Genomic DNA, 18,740 nt, shown 5'->3' on the forward strand with positions numbered 1-18,740 from the left:
CATGAATATATACGCAAATATTGGCAAAAATAATCAGCTTCTTATTGCCACACAGTCTCCTCCTTCTAGTGTTGATGTTAATTCGATTCTGACAGAGATTATGGGCGCAGATAATCGTCCAAAAAAACTGCTGACTTTAATGCGGATACAAATTGGAATGAATTGCATTGCAAACCAGATTTACGCCAACATTTAAGACAGGAATAACAACAACTTTGTGCTTATTGTGAAGGCAAATTAGAAGATAATAATTCCCATATTGAACACATAGAACCACAAGAAAAAAAATCCACTACGCCGTTTTGATTATAATAATCTAATTGCATCATATAATAAAAATCCAAAACAAACCCTCAATAGCTGTTTAGGAACTTCAAGACCATTTATTAGCTTTTTGCAAGTTTACTTTACTTCAAAATAAGTTTAACCAATTCCTTCGGAATTTCTTTCAAAAACCTTGATGGTTTACAGACATCTCGTGTTCCATAACGATAGCGGGTTTCGCTGTGGGATAGGTGCAGGTGATTACGCGCTCTGGTTATTCCTACATAGCATAGGCGACGCTCTTCTTCTAGTTGTAACTCATCTAAGCTGTTTTGGTGTGGAAATAATCCTTCTTCTAAGCCACATATAAATACTACTTTAAATTCTAATCCTTTGGCTGAATGTAAGGTCATTAATTGTACATTGTCATTGGATTTGCCGCTTTGACGTTCGCCGGCTTCTAAGGCTGCATGATCCAGAAAAGCTGTTAAGATGTCTGTTACATTTTGATTATTTTCTTCAAATTGACGCGCTGCATTAGTCAGTTCTTCTAAATTTTCTAAGCGTCTTTGTGCATCTTGTTTAGTATCTTTTTTATAGTGTTCGATTAAGCCGCTGGCTATTTTTACCCTTTCTATTTTTTTGTCTAGGCTTAAATCAGTTACTTTTCTTGATAATTGTTCTATTAAATCTAAAAATTTGAATAAGCTGCTTGCGGCTCTGGCTTTTAGTTGTTTAGTTGCAATTAAATGCTGAGCTGCTTGCCATAATGACATTGTCTGTTGATTGGCTAATTCTCTTATCATGCCTAATGTTTTTAAACCGATGCCACGTTTTGGTGTATTAAGCACCCGTTCAAAAGCCCCATTATCATGAGGGTGTTGCACTAAGCGTAAATATGCCAAAGTGTCTTTAATTTCTAGGCGTTCATAAAAACGTAAGCCACCATATATACGATATGGAATGCCTTTTTGTAACAAAGATTCTTCAAATACCCGCGATTGAGCAGTGGTTCGATACAATATCGCAATATCTTGTCGCCTACCTCGCCATGCTCGAATTCTATTCGCAACATATTGAGCTTCATCGGTTTCATTGTAAGCTTTGAATATGAAAATCGGTTCACCTGCGTGATCTTTTGTCCATAACTCTTTACCTAAACGATCCTGATTACGCGCAATTAGGGCATTCGCAGCATTTAATATATTACCGGTAGAACGATAATTTTGTTCTAAACGTATTAAGCTAATATTATCAAACTGATTTTGTAGATGTTGAATATTTTCAATCTTGGCACCACGCCAGCCATATATACTTTGATCATCATCAAATACTACAAATAATTTGCCAAATTTACCTAGCAATAAGGCTAGCCATTGATATTGAATCGTATTAGTATCTTGAAATTCATCTACGTGTAGATGTTCAAAACGTGATTGATATTGTTCTAATAAGATTGGATTATCGCGTAATAATTCATAACTTCTAAGCAACAATTCGGCAAAATCTACTATGCCACTAGTTTGACAAGCGTTTTCATAGGCATAGTAAATTTTGAGCATTTTGTTTGAATAATTATCATCTGCTACTACATCTTTTGCGCGTAAAGCTTGATCTTTACGAGCATTGATAAAATGTGCCGCCTTTCTAGGGGTGAATACTTTATCATCCATTTCCAAACTTCTGATCACCTGTTTCAGCAAACGTTTCTGATCTTCGCTATCCATAATTTGAAAATTTTGCGGTAACTGAGCCGCTTCCCAATGTATGCGTAATAGACGATGCGCTATACCGTGAAAAGTACCTACCCATAATCCCGGTGTAGGTTCTTTTAATAAGACATTAATACGCTCACGCATTTCATTAGCGGCTTTATTAGTAAAAGTAACGGCTAAAATTTGGTTAGATTTAGCTTGCCCAGTTTTTATTAACCAAGCAATACGATTAGTAAGGACTTTAGTTTTTCCAGAACCAGCACCTGCTAAAATCATAAGATGCCCCAATGGAGCAGTCACGGCATCGCGCTGTGCTTTATTTAGTGTGTTAAGTAAATTAGATTGTGTCATTATTGATATAATATCAAAAACTCAATGTAAGGTAAATAAAGAGAACAACAATCTTTAAAGTCTAATGATATTTTAGCAATAAAAGGACTTGCACAGTTTGAAAAATTTCCTGCTATTGTTGCACTTGGTAATTTAATTGAAAATTGGCATATTTCTGACTTTCATATCAATAAAGCACGTGCAGAACAGGAAGCCGGATTTGCCGAACATCTATCTCGTGAAGGCGAAAATTTATCATTAGTAATTGAATATCTATTCAATAATCATCCAAAAATTTTTTCAAATATATTAAAATTATTGCAAACACGAGTTCCGGGAATATCAAAAGTTGAATCTAAAACAACCGAAGAAGGGCGTGTTTTGCTTAAATTTCAAGATGGTGCTTTTGAAGATCCTTTTTTAGCCAGATATGTTTCTGATGGAACTATAAAAATGCTTGCATATCTGACTATTTTATATGATCCTACACCTCATCCATTGCTTTGTGTTGAAGAACCTGAAAATCAATTATATCCTAAATTATTATGGGAATTGGCTGAAGAATTTCGTTCATACTCAGATCGTGGCGGGCAAGTTTTTGTATCGACACATTCACCTGACTTTTTAAATGCAACCGAATTAAAAGAGGTTTTTTGGTTAGAAAAAACTAATGGTTATACTCAAGTAAAAAGGGCTCAAGATGATGAACAGATTACTGCATATATGAAAGCAGGCGATCAGATGGGATATTTGTGGAAACAAGGATTTTTTGGAGATATTGATCCAAAATGATAAAATATTTAGTATGTTTATTAGAAGAACCCTCTGCAAAAGAGATGGTATAACTGTTAAATATATTGTTTTTGAGGGAAAACAAGATTTTAGAGAACCCGATAAATTATCAAATCCCTCTGAAGAACTTTATAAACTAACAAAAAAGAAATATCAAAAAGTTGCCGGCTCAAGAGCTATAGCTCCACATCTTAAAATAGATGGAACTAATAAATCCCATAGTTTTAATATTTTATTACAAGGTATAAAAAAATTAATAAAAGATTGATTAGGTAAAGTAAATTAGATTGTGGCATTTTATTTCTGTAAGTTGGGCTGACGATAGAAAGCCCAACAAATCATTTTAATGCCTACAAGGGCGAGCCTTGGCTAATACTCGCCAAGTTCCTGCTATCTTTGTTTTTGTGTAGCTGCGGTGTTTGGCAAGTTGCCAACTGCTATATTGATAACCAAAAACATTTTTGACTTTACGACTCCATTTACTACGAGTGCGTCGTTTAGCAGTTTTTAGGCTTATAGCACGTGCTATATTACTAGTAACAGAAATGAGTTTACAAGTTTTAGCTTGAACGTCATTAAACCCAATAACAGGTGCTACAACAAACAGCATCCCTGTAAATACAATACTAAGAATAAAAGTATTTTTCATATTATTTCTCATTAACAAAATTGAACATAATAATATAAATATGATTATTAATCAAATTTATTTTTACATATCCATTTTTTTATCTATCGTAAAACTATGGGCACGAAAATCTGACAACTGATATTTCGTACATTTTATACCTTTATGTCATCATAACTACATATATATTATATATAGTATATTACTAATTTTATAAAATCAGGTACAAATATGGCAAAAATGTCTTATATTGGCGTTATTGAACGCTATCATGAATTGCAAAATGATATTGAGGAATTACTAATTTCAATTATTACTGGCATTGCTGAAACGAAAATCTTTACAGATGAGACTAAATTACCTAAAGTAATTAAATCGATTGAACAAAAATATCCCTTTGTTGATGTCATTTATACCTTAGACAATCAAGGTTTTCAAAGCAGTGAAAATATTGATAATCAAGGAAAATCTCTGCGTGGTAGAAAAAGTAAAGGTACTGATCGTAGTCTGCGCCCTTACTATCAAATGGCTATTAGATCAGATCAACCCGCCATTATTAGTAAACCTTATCTATCAAATGCTAGTCGTAATCTTTGTATTTCCGCTATTGTGCGTTGCACTGGTAAAACAGAGGAATGTTCAGGAGATTATTTAGTAGTAGATTTTGATCTGAATGAAGTTATAGAATTTCTGATGGGAGATAGTCTAAGGCTTCGTTTTCATCCATTTTTTAAATTAATTTATACAGTCATTAGCTTTGGACTGTTTGGGGTTGTACTGCTTTTATTATGGTCAGCCTTTCATGAAATTTGGGAGATAATAATTTCTACTCATGAGTCAAATTATCTAAAACCATTTCATGTTATTATATTTTTAACCTTAGCCTTAGCAGTATTTGATCTAGGAAAAACCATTCTGGAAGAAGAAGTGCTTATGCACAAAGATATATTTAGGCATAGTTCAACGCGCCGCACAATAACACGTTTTATAGCTGCAATTCTAATTGCAGTTTCTATTGAAAGTTTGCTAACCATGTTTAAAGCGGCTATTAGTGATTCCCATAATGCGATAATTCCTGCTGTCTGGATGATGTTTGCAGCTGTAGGTTTACTTATAGGATTGGGAATTTATGTATATTTAGGTGCTAAAGCTGAAAGTATATTGAAAAAAAATAAAAATTAAAGATTCTGGAGCCAAAGCTCCAGAAAAATAATATCAGATTAACTATGATAAAAATGTGCGAGCTGGCACTTTAATAGGAGTGGTATGTTGAAAACAATCTGCTTCTACAAATTCCAAGGTTTTTGATCTTTGGTACGCAAATAAATAAATTAATGCTTGTTCTATAGTAGGAGCAGCCATATTCATCAACAATACCGCAAAAGCCACTGCATAAGCATTCCAGTTTCTATTAACTAAGCAATACGATTAGTAAGGACTTTAGTTTTTCCAGAACCAGCTCCAGCTAAAATCATAAGATGCCCCAATGGAGCAGTAACAGCATCGCGCTGTGCTTTATTTAGGGTTTTTAGTAAATTAGATTGTGTCATGTCTGGAAAACTATAATAAATCTTTATAAAATGAGAATGAATTTTGCTATTATATAGTATAATATAATATTATTTATTCAACTTAAATCATTAATATGAAACGATCCTATTCTAAAATACTGCTATTATCACTCTTAATATTTTTTTTAACTGCTTGTGAGTCAGAAGATTTACAATTTCAACTTGCTAAGCTTGAACAACAAAAAGATAATCAAGTAAAAACCTTACAATCTAAACTGGAACAAGAGCAACAACAAAATGAGAATAAAGTAACAGATTTACAATCTCAACTTGCTAAGCTTGAAGAAGAAAAAGAAAATCAAGTACAAGATTTACAATCTCAACTTGCTAAGCTTGAACAACAAAATGAGAAACAAGTAAAAACCTTACAATCTAAACTGGAACAAGAGCAACAACAAAATGAGAATAAAGTAACAGATTTACAATCTCAACTTGCTAAGCTTGAAGAAGAAAAAGAAAATCAAGTACAAGATTTACAATCTCAACTTGCTAAGCTTGAACAACAAAATGAGAAACAAGTAAAAACCTTACAATCTAAACTGGAACAAGAGCAACAACAAAATGAGAATAAAGTAACAGATTTACAATCTCAACTTGCTAAGCTTGAAGAAGAAAAAGAAAATCAAGTACAAGATTTACAATCTCAACTTGCTAAGCTTGAACAACAAAATGAGAAACAAGTAAAAACCTTACAATCTAAACTGGAACAAGAGCAACAACAAAATGAGAATAAAGTAACAGATTTACAATCTCAACTTGCTAAGCTTGAAGAAGAAAAAGAAAATCAAGTACAAGATTTACAATCTCAACTTGCTAAGCTTGAACAACAAAAAGATAATCAAGTAAAAACCTTACAATCTAAATTGGAACAAAAAGAAAAAGACAATCAATTAAAAGATTTACAATCTCAACTTGAACAAGAACAACAAGAAAATGGGAAGCAAGTAAAAACCTTACAATCTCAATTGGAGCAAGAGCAACAAGAAAAAGAGAATCAAGTACAATATTTACAATCTCAACTTGCTAAATTTGAGGAAGAAAAAGACAATCAAGTAACAGCTTTACAATCTCAACTTGCTAAGCTTGAACAAGAAAAAGACAACCAAGTAAAAATTTTACAAAGCGAACTTGATCAATTTGAACAAGAACAGCAACAAAAAGAACAGAAAATAAAAATTTTACAAACCCTACTTGAACAAGAACGGCAAGAAAAAGAGAAGAAAGCAAAACTTTTACAAATTCTACTTAATGAATAACAGTATTTGTTGCGCTATTAACCTTTGAAAATAAGTAGGTTGGGCTGACGAAAGGAAGCCCAACAATTCAATCACGATTCGCGTTGGGCTTCCTTTCGTCAGCCCAACCTACGAAATTTCATTATAAATCATCAGAATGTACAACACCATAAAAGATCGTTTTCATAAAATTCTCCCCAATGTAGATTTTTGTTCTTTGCGTTATGTAGAAGAACAGTCTGAAATACTTTCAGTTCGACAAAATATCGTTCAAGCTCCTTCTAATAGTCATGATAGTGGCGTTATGCTTACCATTATGGATAAGGGCGGTTTAGGTTATGCGGCAACTAGTGATTTATCTGAGCAAGGTTTGCGTAATGCGATTAAATTGGCGCAACAATGGGCTGAATTGAGCCGTAATAAGTCTTTGATTCATTTTTCTCAGATGTCGCATGAGCAAGGTGAATATTATTCTACGGTTGAAAAGTCGTGGAATAGTGTTAGCACCGCTGATAAGTTGGATTTGTTATTAGAGGAATCTCGTCAATGTCATCACAATGATAAAATCGTTGATTCTCAAGCTTATTTATATTCTATCACGACTAAACAGTTATATTTAACTCATGCTGGTGGCGAAATTATACATGAGCAAGAATATTTGATTCCTTCTCTGCAAGTTACTGCAAATCATGGTGTTGATACTCAATATCGTAGCTTTGGTGAATCTGGGCGACAGGGTGGTTTGGAATTATTGGATCATATTGGTTTTGTTGGTAAAGGCACACAATTAGCTGATGAGGCTTTGCAATTATTAGCCGCTCCTAATTGTCCAACTGATAATATGGATTTAGTTTTAGCTCCTGATCAAATGATGTTGCAAATTCATGAATCTATTGGACATCCCTTAGAATTAGATCGAATTTTAGGTGATGAGCGCAATTATGCTGGAACTAGTTTTGTTGATTTAGATATGTTTGGTAATTATCAATATGGTTCGCCATTATTAAATGTTACTTATGATCCAACTATAGTTGAAGAAATCGCTAGTTATGGTTTTGATGATGAAGGTTCAGCGGCGAAGAAAACAACTATTATTGATAAAGGAATCTTAGTCAATCCATTAGGTGGTGAAAATGTAGCGAATTCACGAGCATGTTCTTGGAATCGCCCAGCTATTCATCGTATGGCAAATCTTAATGTAGAAGCTGGCAATAGTAGTTTTAATGATATTATAAGCTCAGTTGAGCGCGGCATCTTTATGCAAACCAATTTATCATGGTCAATTGATGATTCACGTAATAAGTTTCAATTTGGTTGCGAACGCGCACAATTGATTGAAAATGGTGAATTAACCCAAATTGTCAAAAACCCTAATTATCGTGGTATTTCTGCCAATTTTTGGCGCAATCTCAAAATGGTAGGTAATGCTGATACTTTTAAAGTTATGGGAGTTGCTAATTGTGGAAAAGGTGAACCTAATCAAGTTATTAGAGTAGGTCATGCTTCGCCAGTTTGCCTGTTTTCTAATATTGATGTTTTTGGAGGAGCCGTGTAATCCAAGTCCTCAAGGGGCGATATAATATAGCCTAGGGCAACGCCCTAGGGATTATGTATATTATATGTTTAGCCCTGAAGGGGCGAAATAATTAGACAATATTATGTTTATGTCGCCCCTTCAGGGCTTGGTTATATAATATACCTTCTCCTAGGGCGTTGCCCTAGGCTATAATATTTCGCCCCTTCAGGGCTTACTTTGAATTAATATCCACTTATAATTAATATATAAAAGTTTTATTTTCCTAACAGGATCATATTATGATAACATAATATTTTTTATCAAACAGGAAATAATTTTTATATGAAATACTTAATATCAAAAGGCTTAGCATTAACATTATTGCTGCTTTTACCTTATTTATCCTACGCTGATTCTCCACTGGTTATATTTGCTGGTAATGTACATTCTTGTGCAATTCAAGATGATAGTACAGTTATTTGTTGGGGTGCAAATCCTTATGGTCAAAAAAATGCCCCTGATGAAAAATTTTTACAAATCAGTAACTATTATAATACTACCTGCGGTATCTTAAAAAATAACTCACTAACTTGCTGGGGTTATAATGGATATGGTGAAGCTAATTCACCGGGTGGAAGTTACTCTCAAGTCAGTACTGGCTACAATCATAGCTGCGCTATAAAGGATGATGAAAGCATTAAGTGCTGGGGTCATAATCATTCTGGTAGAGCAACTCCTCCAAAGGGCAAATTTTCCCAATTAAGTTCTGGTCTTTATCATAATTGTGCATTAAAAACTGATGGAAAAGTAGTTTGCTGGGGTCTAAATTCTTCTGGTGAAGGCAAACCACCAAAAGGGACTTTTACTCAAATCACTGTCGGCAATGCTTATAGTTGTGGTTTAAGAACTGACAATACAGTTGCTTGTTGGGGAAAAAATAACTATGGTCAAACAAACCCTGAATATGGGGCAAAATTTTCCCAAATCAGTGCAGGTACTGATCATGCTTGCGGAGTCAAAATTGATGGCACAATAGATTGTTGGGGTTATAATAATTATAGCCAAGCTAGCACACCAAGTGGTAAGTTTTCCAAAGTATCTGCTGGTTATCAACATAGCTGCGCTGTTAGATTAGATGACAGCACAGTACATTGCTGGGGTTTTAATACTGATGGTCGAGCTAGTCCGCCTGATATAACTGTTTTAAAACCCAAAGAAGATCCAACAGATCCAACAGATCCACCAAAGGAATGTGAAGAAGATCCAAGTAAATGTGAAGAAACAGAAGAACCACCACTAGAATTAGAAGAGCTAGCATTTTACGATACAGACACAAAAATACTAACATTATCAGCAATATTGATAACTTTTGTAGATGACTTCACACTAGAAGAAACAGACGAAAAAGCAATATTTGAAGCAGAATTAGAAAACAAAGGCAAACAAAGATTTGAATTACTGCCTTGGAGTCTAAAACTGGTTAAAATGTACAATGACAAAGACACCACCAAATATATCAAATATATCTCCAAGACAAGTGAACTAGAAATACCTTGTCTGAAAGTAGCAAGAAAGGTAAATTTAGGAGGCGGAACAGTGACAGGAAAAATAGTTTTATACAAAGACATAATTCTGAGACAACGACATATAAAATACCCAATATTTGAAATTACCCAAAGAACAGAAACAACAAGCTGCTCAGATACTGAAAAAGAATAGCTCCAAAAAAGCCCGCTCTGCTAAAGCGGGTTTTTTATTGCCTAAAAATATTTTTGGTCCTCTCAAGACCTGACAGGTTTTTAAAACCTGTCAGGTCTGAAAGGATGATAATTTATGGTTTATAATGAAATCTACAACCAATTATTTTTATTGTCTCATCTATCACTTCATAAACAAGTCGATGTTCTTCTGTTATACGTCGTGACCAACAACCATCTAAATGGTATTTTAGAGGTTCTGGCTTACCTATTCCATCAAAAGGGTCTCTTTTAATTGCATTGAGAAGTTGATTAATTTTTTTCAGTATCTTTTTATCAGTTTGTTGCCAATATTGATAATCTTCCCAAGATTCTTCAGTAAACAATAGATTCATTCTTCGAGCAATTCCCGTTCAAAAACTTCTCCAGCACGAGCTTTTTTTAAAGAGTTTAATAGCCTTTCGGCATTATAAGGACTTGATAACAAATAATTTGTTTCAGTCCAAGAGTTGTAATCATCTAATGATAATATCACGACATTGTGATTATTTTTTCTATTAACAATATAAGGTTCATGGTTTTGATAAACTTGTTCACACAAACTGTCTAAATTTTGTTGAGCCGTTTTTGCTGAAATAACTTGCATAATTTTTCCTTATGTTGAGCAAATAAACCCATTATAACTACAGGGATTGTATATAAGCAAGTTGTATTTGTAAATTGAATTCATATCCACTATTCAACAAGCCTTTTCTATGTTAGAGTAAGGGCAACCACTACCATTTGTTATAACAATGCACGACATCATAAAATATCAAGATTATTTCTATAAATTAGCTGATTTTATTGATCAACAATTGCAAGCTAATGAAGTTTATTTGTGTGATTTTGCCGCTGAAAAATCAGATTTTGTACGCTTTAATAAGGGCAAAATTCGTCAACCCGGTAATGTTCAACAGGCTTATATCAATATTGATCTGATTCAGAATCAGCGTCATGCTACTGGAAAAGTCGCACTTAGTGGCGATATGGAAACTGATAAACCCAGAATCACTAGCGTATTATCCGCTTTACGTGAGAAATTGCCTCATATTCCAGATGATCCTTATTTATTATATGCAACTGAAATTAATTCCAGCGAATCAATTGCAAACAACCAATTACCAGCAGCTAATGAAGTTGTAAATGAAATTTACAGCCAAATTCAAGCGCATGATTTTGTAGGTATTTATGCCGCAGGCGGAATTTTTCATGGTTTTGCTAATTCCTTTGGGCAACGCAATTGGTATAGTTGTAATAACTTTAATCTTGATTTTACGTTGTATTATGATAAAGATAAAGCAGTGAAATCAGCTTATGCTGGTTTTGATTGGAATAATGCTAGTTTTCAAAGCAAAGTTAATGAAGGTTTACAACAGTTAGAAATTTTAAAGCGTAAATCGCGCACCATCAAACCCGGTAAATATCGAGTTTATCTATCACCAGCGGCATTACATGAAATTTTACAATTATTAAGTTGGGGTGGTTTTGGTTTAAAATCGCAACAAACCAAAAATAGTGCCTTATTAAGAATGCTAACAGATCAAAATTTAGATCCAAGCATCACTTTGATTGAAAATACTAAACAAGGAATTGCTCCCAACTTTCAATCAGAAGGTTTTATAAAACCAGCAGAAATCACTTTAATAGAAAAAGGCATTCATAAATCAGCCCTAATATCACCGCGCTCAGCTAAAGAATATAATGTTATTACCAATGGAGCTAATAATGAAGAAGCACCAATATCATTAGACTTAGCCGCTGGCAACTTAGCAAACGCAGACATTCTAAGTCAATTAGATACTGGAATTTATATCAATAACTTATGGTATTTAAACTACTCAGACAAACCAGCATGTAGAATGACTGGCATGACACGATTTGCTACTTTTTGGGTAGAAAAAGGTGAAATTGTCGCGCCGCTGAACGTAATGCGCTTTGATGAAACCTTATATAGAATTCTTGGCGAACAACTCATAGGATTAACTCAAGAACGTGATTTTATTATGGATAATGATACCTATTATCAACGTTCAACTAGTAGTGCGCGGTTGCCCGGTGCCTTGGTTGATGATTTTACTTTTACGCTTTAAATTTTAAAAGTATTTACAATAAGCTTGTTGATTAAAATATTCGTCAAAGTAACATATTAACTGGTGAAAAATACTAGGATAAATTTGTGATTGTATTACCGCAGTCAGTTTATGTTCTGGTGCCAATTTTTTTAGTCGCCAATAGTGTTTTTTTGCGGTGCGACTATCATCAATTGATTGATGGTATAATGCCATCAAACCAGTAAAGGCGGTAAATTCAGAAATATGAAATACTTCTCGATTTGGGTACAACATTTGTAAATCAAATTTATTTTGAAATATAATGGGTATTTGTTCTAAACTACCCAGCCTCAAACAGCGAAACGCATATTGAGTTTTAGCAAATAAATAATCAGGATATTTGCGATAAAGTTGTTCTAATAAAGCTTCAGATTTATCTGATTGACCGGTTGCATCATAACTTGCTTTTAAATAGTTATAAAGAACAGGTACTTGTGGATATTTGGTGATTAATTTAACTAAGGGGCTAATAGTTTGTTGTGGGCTATTCCGGATCAATTTATATAGTTTTTGAACTTCTAGCTGTATTTGCTCTGGTAAAGCCCTGATGCTTTGATGGGGTAATGCCTCGTAAGTTATTTTATAACCAAAATTTGCTACTGCTTGTTTATCATTGGAGATTTTTGTAGTGAAATTAAACATAATTTATTACCTTTTTGATCCTCGTCTTATTTGTCATAATAGCAAAATAGGCAATAAAAATACCAAATTTAAATATCTATGGAATTTAATTTTATTACTCAGCTTAGTAGCTTGTAGTGATAATGAACAAAGCACTGTATCTATTGATGAATTTGAAAAATTAAATAAGATTGAACAAGCTCAATTGAACTTAGAGGTGCCAAGTTTATCAGCTTGGGGAAAAGTGTCAGAGATTAAGATGGCGGTTGGTGATAATGTTGAATTGCAAGCGATATTAAAAAATAAAAATGGAGATGCAATTGCTAATAAGTCTTTATCCATTACTTCCAGTAATGGCAATTTTTTTACTGAAAATAATTTATTTACAGATAATAAGGGTAAAACAACAAGCTTATTATTAGCAACTGTAGTTGGGAAAGATAAAATTACAGTTTTTAACCATAGTTTAGGAGTATCTGCGAGTTTAGCGATTATTGTCAATGATCCAAAATTCAAATCGCCATTAATATTAGGAGAAACGCCCGGATTTGTATCATGGAATAATTTAGCAAAAGTGAGGTTAAAAAATGATACTCCCCAGTTTACCCCACAAATAACCAGTTTAAACAATAAACAAATAAAAATACAAGGATTTCTAATACCAATAGCAGCAAAACATTTTATATTATCGGCTAAAGCTCCAACTTCTTTTTTTAGCTTGCCAACAGGTGCAGAAAATATAATTGATGTTTATACGACTAAAAATGTCAATATATCTTTAAAGCCAATTATAGTAATTGGCACACTTGAAGTATTAAAAGAAGATGAACAGGGATATTTTTATCGTATTAAAAATGCTGAAGTTATTGAATGAACTTTAGCTTCCATGGGTATGAACTCAATATTATGTTAAACTATCGGGTTTTAGACCTGACAGGTTTTGAAAACCTGTCAGGTCTGATAGTTTTTCTAATTAATTTCCTTTTGCTTCTTGTTTGGTAGTTCATTTCTTTTTTCTTCTTCGCGGTGGTTTTGGTGATGATGCTGGTTGATAGGCTTTTAAACCTTCATCTCCTGTTAGAATTTCAACTTCATTTCCCATTTTGGCGTAATAATCAGCTACTCGTTTAATGGTGGCATCACCAATTGATAAGCCACCTTTATCTTTCTTAACGTCTGCTTGAGCTGCTAAAGAAGGCCATTCTTGTGCTAGTTCTTTTAAGGCTTCTGTTTCCCAAAGTATTGATTGTTCGGTAAAAGCTGCCCAAGGACTTTCTTCATCAACTGCTTTTATCATATATTTGGCTAATGCTTGTGCCAGTGAATAGCGTTTTTCTGTATATGGTTTTTTTACTTGAGCAATGTGATTACCGGTTTCAATCAATGTAGCTAAAGGTAAAACCAGAGTAGTACCTTTTGCTTCTTCCTGTTTGATAAGTGTTTCTACTCGTTGTTGATCCCAAATTTCATTTGCAACTATACAAGTATCTTTATATGGAACGCCTAACCATACACAAAGAATACTGGTATCAATAACCAAGACTTTCTTAGGCATTTTCTGCCTCGCGACGTGTTAAACTTCTTTCAAGTTTACCTTGTGTAGTAATTTTACCCAATGTACCTGATGCTAATAGTTTGGGTAAGTTACTGATGTCTTCTAGCAAAGTAAGTTTGCTAGTGCCAGTTTTATTATCGCGATGTGCTACTTCAATAAATGGCACCATTTCTGGTGCTAAATTATCCAGTAAAGCTGGATTATGGGTAGTGACAAGAATATCAATATTTCTCTGTCTGCCAAGTTCTTGAAGTATTTGGAGTAGTAAACCAGCCCGTGATGGGTGCAAACCATTGTCCACATCTTCAATTATTAATTGGCTATTTGATGGGCGAGTTAATAAGGCGGTAAGTATGGCTAAAAAGCGTAATGTGCCGTCTGACATGCTGCGAGCGTCTATCAGAGTAATTTCTCCATTAACCCATTCTTCTTCACAATATAACATCGCATCACTATTTAGTTTTCCAACTTTTTCCGCCCAGACTTTGTGTATATCTCCTTCAGGAAGTTGTTTGGCATAATAGGATAAAATATTTTCACAACAGGTTTGTTGTGTATCTGGTAAAGCGGCTAATACTCCAGCAATATTTTTGGCATCATTACTTAATTTGTGCGATAGAGGCGTATAAGTACGCATATGAGTCGGAACAGGTTCTAATATAAAGATATTCTGTAAAGTGTTAATGACTAGATTAGCAGCTTCTATGCTTTCTTTTAAAGCATATAGATAAATTTTATCTGTTTGTTCATCAATTTTTTGAAAAATGTTCTTATTATTATTAATAGAAATCAAACGCTCATTGACAATTTTAGATTGTGTGTCAATTTCTACCGTGAGACTATAAAAATAATCAGTTGCTTTAGCTTCTATTAATACGGAGAGAGTAAATTGTCTTTCTGATTTCAATGTAGCCCATTCTAAACCACCACGTAAGGCAGTTAAGGCTGACTCTATATTTTCACCGCTTGCCATACGTCGTAGAAATTCTAATCCTTCTAATACATTAGATTTACCACTGGCATTAGTACCAATAAGTACCGTCAGTGGATCAATGTAAAGAGTAGCTTGTTTAAAGCTTTTCCAATTATTTAGGTGTATTTCTTTTAGCATTGTTATCAAATATTGGAAACAGAAGTAGCATCACCTTGCATTTTCCAAGTCTGTTTTTCTGCTTCTAGCATTAGCCTCTCAATTCTTTCTTTACTTCGTGGATGAGTTGAGAAGTATTCTGAAACTTTTACTAAATTTCCTTCTGCTTCATCTTTTTCTAGCCGTTTAAAGAATTGCATTGTATGCCCTCCATGCCCGTAGCGATTGATTATTCTTTCTAATGCGTATAAATCTGCCGCTGTTTCTTGTTTTCTACTGTAGTTCATTAGGTATAATTCTGAGCCTAGAGATAGAATGTCAGGTACATTAACATGTGTGCCAAAGTTTAGTATATTTGCCACTAGCATAAAAATTATTCCTCTTCCTAAACCATTTATAGGATGGCGTTCTTGAAAGTGTCCTAATTCATGTGCTAGTACAAAGGCTAGTTCGTTTTCTGATTCAACAGTTTTTAGTAAGGCGGTATGAATAAAAATATGCCCACCTGCTATTACAAAAGCATTTACTACATCACTTTCAATCAAGTGCAATTTCAACGGTAAACGAATTTCTTCATCTTTTTTTGGCAGACTGTATATTAGTTCTGTTAAATATTTAATGCGTTTATCATCCTTAATTTCATTGTCAGAAACCATAGTTAATAAGCTGTTACCGATTTTAGCTTCCATTTCTGGGCTTATCCAACGACTGATTAAATCAGCGGTTACACCTAATAATACAAAGCCTATAACGCCGATTATTATCACCATTCCTAATAAATGAGCTAAATTACTCAGTGGATGACGCTTAGTAATATTAATGTCTTCTGGTATTTTTTTATGGATAAATTTCATTATTTGATTCCGGTGCCATAGGCAATGACTTCAATTGAACCTAAACTATTGTTATTGCCTGAACGCCCACCAATTGTAGCAGTTTCTATACGGACATTCATTACTTTATCTGCTCCCCATTCAATAGCTTCTATTTTCATACGTAACAATGCTTCTCTACGCCCACGATCTAATAATGTTTCATAGACTGTAATGCGCCCACCAACTAGGTTTCGTAAAGCGGCTGAGAATCGTTTAAAATAGTCAACAGAAATTACAACTGTTCCAACAAATAATTGAGCTTCTTCTGCATTTGGCATTGCTTGTTTAGCACCAATGGTGATAATAGGCACATGAAGAGTTTCATGTTCGCGTTGTTGAATCGATTTATAATGTCGTCTTTCAAGATAACTGCCTATCGCATATCCTAAAATTAACAATAATAAAAAGATGTAAAAAGAGGAAACATCCATGATTATTCTACCTTCACGGCTGTACCATAAGCAAATAATTCTGCGGCTCCTTGGGCTACTGAGGAAGTAGCAAAACGAATATTTAATATTGCATTAGCACCTAATTCTGTTGCTTGTTTTTCCATACGTTCAATGGCTTCAGCACGCGCTTCTTGTAATAGTTCGGTATAACCTTTTAATTCTCCACCAATGAGATTTTTAAAACTAGCCATAATATCTTTACCAATATGTTTAGCACGTATGGTGCTACCTTGTACTATGCCATAATGTTCAACTATAGTTTTACCGGGTACACCTTCGAGTGTTGTTAGAATCATTTTATATTCCTTGAGAAAATTTATGAGTAAATCAGCTATTACTTTAGCTATGACTGGAGCTTCTGGAGCCGCTTATGGCTTACGTTTATTAGAGCAATTAATTATTGCCGAAAAAAAGGTTTATTTATTAATATCTAAACCAGCACAAATAGTCGTTAATATGGAAACTAGTTTGAAAATACCTTCGCGCCCAGCGGAAATACAAGCTATTTTAAGTGAATATTATAATGCAAAATCCGGGCAATTGCAGGTATTTGGGCGTGAACAATGGATGGCACCTATTGCAAGTGGTAGCTCAGTAGCTAGTGCAATGGTGATATGCCCTTGTACTAGCGGTACATTATCAGCGATTGCTAATGGTTTAAGTCACAATTTAATTGAACGAGCCGCTGATGTAACATTAAAAGAGCAACGTAAATTAATTTTAGTGCATAGAGAAACACCATTATCAGTAATTAATTTAGAAAATATGTTGAAACTTGCAAAGATCGGTGCAGTAATTTTGCCAGCAAATCCGGGATTTTATCATAACCCAGAAAAAATAAGTGAAATTATAGATTTTATTGTGGCGCGGATTTTAGATCATTTAGGGATTGAACATGATTTATTGGCTCGTTGGGGTTGATATAAACAGTTTTATTTGTAGGCTCGGTTACAAGGCTTAAAACTCTTATTTGGTAGGCAGGCATCTGATTGATGAAAAAGACACTTATTTAATTTCTCTTGCAAGCCAAGTAGTTGCTCTTAAACTCCAATGATGTAAATATCCATTAGAATTTCGTGCAACAATATCCTTTTTATTATAACTAGAACAATCAGCTATTGGATTTCCAGATATTGTTGTACCGCCATTAACATTTGTTAAATCAGTAATTTGCCAACCATTATATGAGTTTGTCCATAATTTTAGATGGTCATTACTATCTCTTACAAAAATATTTTTCCAATCTCCGCAAGTTTTAGGATCACCTGAAATTGTTTCACCACTATTACTAATAAAATTTACAAATTTAATTTTATGTAAATCTTGTAGTTTCCAGCCTTGATGAGATCCTCTCCATTGCCATTCAAGTAAATGTCCATCTGGGCTGCGTGCAAATACATTATGTGTATAGTAATAATTACTTGCTAAAGATATAGTTGGATCACCAACAATAGTCTGCCCACCAACTACTGTTGTTAAATTTTCAATATGAAGACCATGCTCAGGTGTCCACCACCATTCAATTAAATCTCCATTAATATTACGTGCAAATACATGTACAGTTCCGTTCTGTTCGATAGCAAAAAATGGATTTCCAGCCAGATGTCCCTCTATATCTTCATTTAAACCTTCAAAATGTGTTAAATCTATAGAAGACCAACCATCTTGTGCTGTCCACCACCATACACGTAAATCTCCATCCGAATCTTGCGCAAAAACATATTGAACCCCATTGTGATTATTGTAATAAAATGGATCACCAATAATTGTTTCTCCTGCTGGCGTTAAATCTTCTAAATGCCAGCCATCTTCAACTCTCCACCACCATTCTAGTAAATGTCCATTAGTATCACGTGCAAAAACATGTTGAATACCATTTACGGCACTGCTGATAGGATTACCAGCAATTTTTTTCTCATTAAAGATAGCAGATAAATCTTCACGATGCCAATCTGATTCTGGATTTCTCCACCATTCACGTAAATGTCCATTAGTATCACGTGCAAAAATATGTTGAACACCATTCAATTGATGAATGCTAGGATTACCAACTATTGATATATCTTCTGCCATTGCAGATTGTAAAAATAATAAACTAAATACTAATAAATACCAAGGCATAATATTTTTCCTGTTTAATTAACACTTATAATTTATAGGCATATATTATGCCGTGACTTGATCTAAGTCAAGGCGCATTTTTTAAATGTAGAATATAATTTAAAATTAAAATTTACAAGGAAATT

The 18,740-nt window shown here is 33.9% G+C and carries 21 protein-coding genes and 2 pseudogenes; 10 read left to right on the forward strand and 13 right to left on the reverse strand.

Translation table 11 applies throughout. The annotated features are described in order from the left end of the window. The first annotated feature begins 1 nt into the window (after position 1). Complete coding sequence (locus tag BHU68_RS06275; protein ID WP_069470725.1) at positions 2-196, forward strand: hypothetical protein; 195 nt, start codon at positions 2-4, stop codon at positions 194-196. Between the two features lie 211 nt (positions 197-407). Here the strand turns inward: BHU68_RS06275 and BHU68_RS06280 are convergent, their stop codons facing one another. Continuing rightward, positions 408-2,330 (reverse strand): UvrD-helicase domain-containing protein, encoded by a 1,923-nt coding sequence (locus BHU68_RS06280; RefSeq protein ID WP_069470724.1) that lies wholly within the window; start codon positions 2,328-2,330, stop codon positions 408-410. 63 nt (positions 2,331-2,393) lie between these two features. On the opposite strand from BHU68_RS06280, the pseudogene BHU68_RS06285 reads away from it, so the two are divergent. Both BHU68_RS06285 and BHU68_RS06290 read left to right on the forward strand, forming a co-directional pair. Next, positions 2,394-3,101: pseudogene (locus BHU68_RS06285) on the forward strand (AAA family ATPase); the annotation flags it as partial. Continuing rightward, the gene (locus BHU68_RS06290) at positions 3,088-3,369 is read left to right on the forward strand and encodes a hypothetical protein (RefSeq protein ID WP_069470723.1); all 282 of its coding nucleotides are present in this window, start codon (positions 3,088-3,090) and stop codon (positions 3,367-3,369) included. The pseudogene BHU68_RS06285 and the gene BHU68_RS06290, both read left to right, overlap by 14 nt. A 75-nt stretch (positions 3,370-3,444) precedes the next feature. On the opposite strand, the gene BHU68_RS06295 is transcribed toward BHU68_RS06290, so the two are convergent. Further along, positions 3,445-3,750 carry a hypothetical protein gene (locus BHU68_RS06295; protein ID WP_069470722.1) on the reverse strand — a complete coding sequence of 102 codons (306 nt, stop codon included), beginning with the start codon at positions 3,748-3,750 and terminating at the stop codon, positions 3,445-3,447. 210 nt (positions 3,751-3,960) lie between these two features. Here BHU68_RS06295 and BHU68_RS06300 point away from each other — a divergent pair, with 210 nt between their 5' ends. Next, positions 3,961-4,911 (forward strand): general glycosylation pathway protein, encoded by a 951-nt coding sequence (locus tag BHU68_RS06300; protein WP_069470721.1) that lies wholly within the window; start codon positions 3,961-3,963, stop codon positions 4,909-4,911. Between the two features lie 42 nt (positions 4,912-4,953). Here BHU68_RS06300 and BHU68_RS16880 read toward each other — a convergent pair whose 3' ends face one another. Together BHU68_RS16880 and BHU68_RS16345 are read right to left on the reverse strand one after the other, a co-directional pair. Next, positions 4,954-5,118: an RnfABCDGE type electron transport complex subunit D gene (locus tag BHU68_RS16880; protein WP_141698875.1), complete on the reverse strand. Its 165-nt coding sequence runs from the start codon at positions 5,116-5,118 to the stop codon at positions 4,954-4,956. A gap of 29 nt (positions 5,119-5,147) precedes the next feature. After that, positions 5,148-5,279: pseudogene (locus tag BHU68_RS16345) on the reverse strand (UvrD-helicase domain-containing protein); the annotation flags it as partial. Positions 5,280-5,374: 95 nt separating this feature from the next. On the opposite strand from BHU68_RS16345, the gene BHU68_RS06305 reads away from it, so the two are divergent. From BHU68_RS06305 to BHU68_RS06315, 3 genes are all read left to right on the forward strand, one after another. After that, complete coding sequence (locus BHU68_RS06305; RefSeq protein WP_069473723.1) at positions 5,375-6,556, forward strand: hypothetical protein; 1,182 nt, start codon at positions 5,375-5,377, stop codon at positions 6,554-6,556. 136 nt (positions 6,557-6,692) lie between these two features. Then, complete coding sequence (locus BHU68_RS06310; RefSeq protein ID WP_069470719.1) at positions 6,693-8,090, forward strand: TldD/PmbA family protein; 1,398 nt, start codon at positions 6,693-6,695, stop codon at positions 8,088-8,090. A gap of 303 nt (positions 8,091-8,393) precedes the next feature. Then, positions 8,394-9,770: an RCC1 domain-containing protein gene (locus BHU68_RS06315; RefSeq protein ID WP_069470718.1), complete on the forward strand. Its 1,377-nt coding sequence runs from the start codon at positions 8,394-8,396 to the stop codon at positions 9,768-9,770. A gap of 112 nt (positions 9,771-9,882) precedes the next feature. Here BHU68_RS06315 and BHU68_RS06320 read toward each other — a convergent pair whose 3' ends face one another. Both BHU68_RS06320 and BHU68_RS06325 read right to left on the reverse strand, forming a co-directional pair. Beyond that, a complete protein-coding gene (locus BHU68_RS06320; RefSeq protein WP_069470717.1) occupies positions 9,883-10,143 on the reverse strand; it encodes a Txe/YoeB family addiction module toxin in 261 nt (86 codons plus the stop codon). Then, positions 10,140-10,394: a type II toxin-antitoxin system Phd/YefM family antitoxin gene (locus BHU68_RS06325; protein WP_069470716.1), complete on the reverse strand. Its 255-nt coding sequence runs from the start codon at positions 10,392-10,394 to the stop codon at positions 10,140-10,142. The genes BHU68_RS06320 and BHU68_RS06325 overlap by 4 nt, the downstream gene beginning before the upstream one ends. Before the next feature lie 148 nt (positions 10,395-10,542). Here BHU68_RS06325 and BHU68_RS06330 point away from each other — a divergent pair, with 148 nt between their 5' ends. Further along, a complete protein-coding gene (locus BHU68_RS06330) occupies positions 10,543-11,880 on the forward strand; it encodes a TldD/PmbA family protein (RefSeq protein ID WP_069470715.1) in 1,338 nt (445 codons plus the stop codon). A 3-nt stretch (positions 11,881-11,883) separates the two neighbouring features. Here BHU68_RS06330 and BHU68_RS06335 read toward each other — a convergent pair whose 3' ends face one another. Further along, positions 11,884-12,543 carry a hypothetical protein gene (locus BHU68_RS06335; protein WP_069470714.1) on the reverse strand — a complete coding sequence of 220 codons (660 nt, stop codon included), beginning with the start codon at positions 12,541-12,543 and terminating at the stop codon, positions 11,884-11,886. Between BHU68_RS06335 and BHU68_RS06340 the strand changes: the two genes are divergently transcribed. Next, positions 12,530-13,396: a hypothetical protein gene (locus BHU68_RS06340; protein WP_069470713.1), complete on the forward strand. Its 867-nt coding sequence runs from the start codon at positions 12,530-12,532 to the stop codon at positions 13,394-13,396. The genes BHU68_RS06335 and BHU68_RS06340 overlap by 14 nt on opposite strands. 129 nt (positions 13,397-13,525) lie before the next feature. Here BHU68_RS06340 and BHU68_RS06345 read toward each other — a convergent pair whose 3' ends face one another. From BHU68_RS06345 to BHU68_RS06365, 5 genes are read right to left on the reverse strand one after another with little or no spacing between them, the layout of a single operon-like run. Further along, positions 13,526-14,077, reverse strand: coding sequence for a hypothetical protein (locus tag BHU68_RS06345; protein ID WP_069470712.1), 552 nt, complete (start codon positions 14,075-14,077; stop codon positions 13,526-13,528). Then, the gene (locus BHU68_RS06350; RefSeq protein WP_069470711.1) at positions 14,070-15,188 is read right to left on the reverse strand and encodes an AAA family ATPase; all 1,119 of its coding nucleotides are present in this window, start codon (positions 15,186-15,188) and stop codon (positions 14,070-14,072) included. The genes BHU68_RS06345 and BHU68_RS06350 overlap by 8 nt, the downstream gene beginning before the upstream one ends. 5 nt (positions 15,189-15,193) lie before the next feature. Continuing rightward, positions 15,194-16,021 carry a M48 family metallopeptidase gene (locus BHU68_RS06355; RefSeq protein WP_069470710.1) on the reverse strand — a complete coding sequence of 276 codons (828 nt, stop codon included), beginning with the start codon at positions 16,019-16,021 and terminating at the stop codon, positions 15,194-15,196. After that, positions 16,021-16,473 carry a YbjQ family protein gene (locus tag BHU68_RS06360; protein ID WP_069470709.1) on the reverse strand — a complete coding sequence of 151 codons (453 nt, stop codon included), beginning with the start codon at positions 16,471-16,473 and terminating at the stop codon, positions 16,021-16,023. Before BHU68_RS06360 ends, BHU68_RS06355 begins: the two co-directional genes overlap by 1 nt. 2 nt (positions 16,474-16,475) lie before the next feature. Next, positions 16,476-16,790 (reverse strand): YbjQ family protein, encoded by a 315-nt coding sequence (locus BHU68_RS06365; RefSeq protein WP_069470708.1) that lies wholly within the window; start codon positions 16,788-16,790, stop codon positions 16,476-16,478. 22 nt (positions 16,791-16,812) lie between these two features. On the opposite strand from BHU68_RS06365, the gene BHU68_RS06370 reads away from it, so the two are divergent. Next, on the forward strand, positions 16,813-17,415 hold the full coding sequence (locus tag BHU68_RS06370) for a flavin prenyltransferase UbiX (RefSeq protein WP_069470707.1): 603 nt from the start codon (positions 16,813-16,815) through the stop codon (positions 17,413-17,415). Between the two features lie 84 nt (positions 17,416-17,499). Here BHU68_RS06370 and BHU68_RS06375 read toward each other — a convergent pair whose 3' ends face one another. Beyond that, the gene (locus BHU68_RS06375; protein WP_069470706.1) at positions 17,500-18,615 is read right to left on the reverse strand and encodes a hypothetical protein; all 1,116 of its coding nucleotides are present in this window, start codon (positions 18,613-18,615) and stop codon (positions 17,500-17,502) included. Between the last annotated feature and the right edge of the window lie 125 nt (positions 18,616-18,740).

This window comes from Candidatus Marithrix sp. Canyon 246 (assembly GCF_001723685.1).
Lineage (GTDB): Bacteria > Pseudomonadota > Gammaproteobacteria > Beggiatoales > Beggiatoaceae > Marithrix.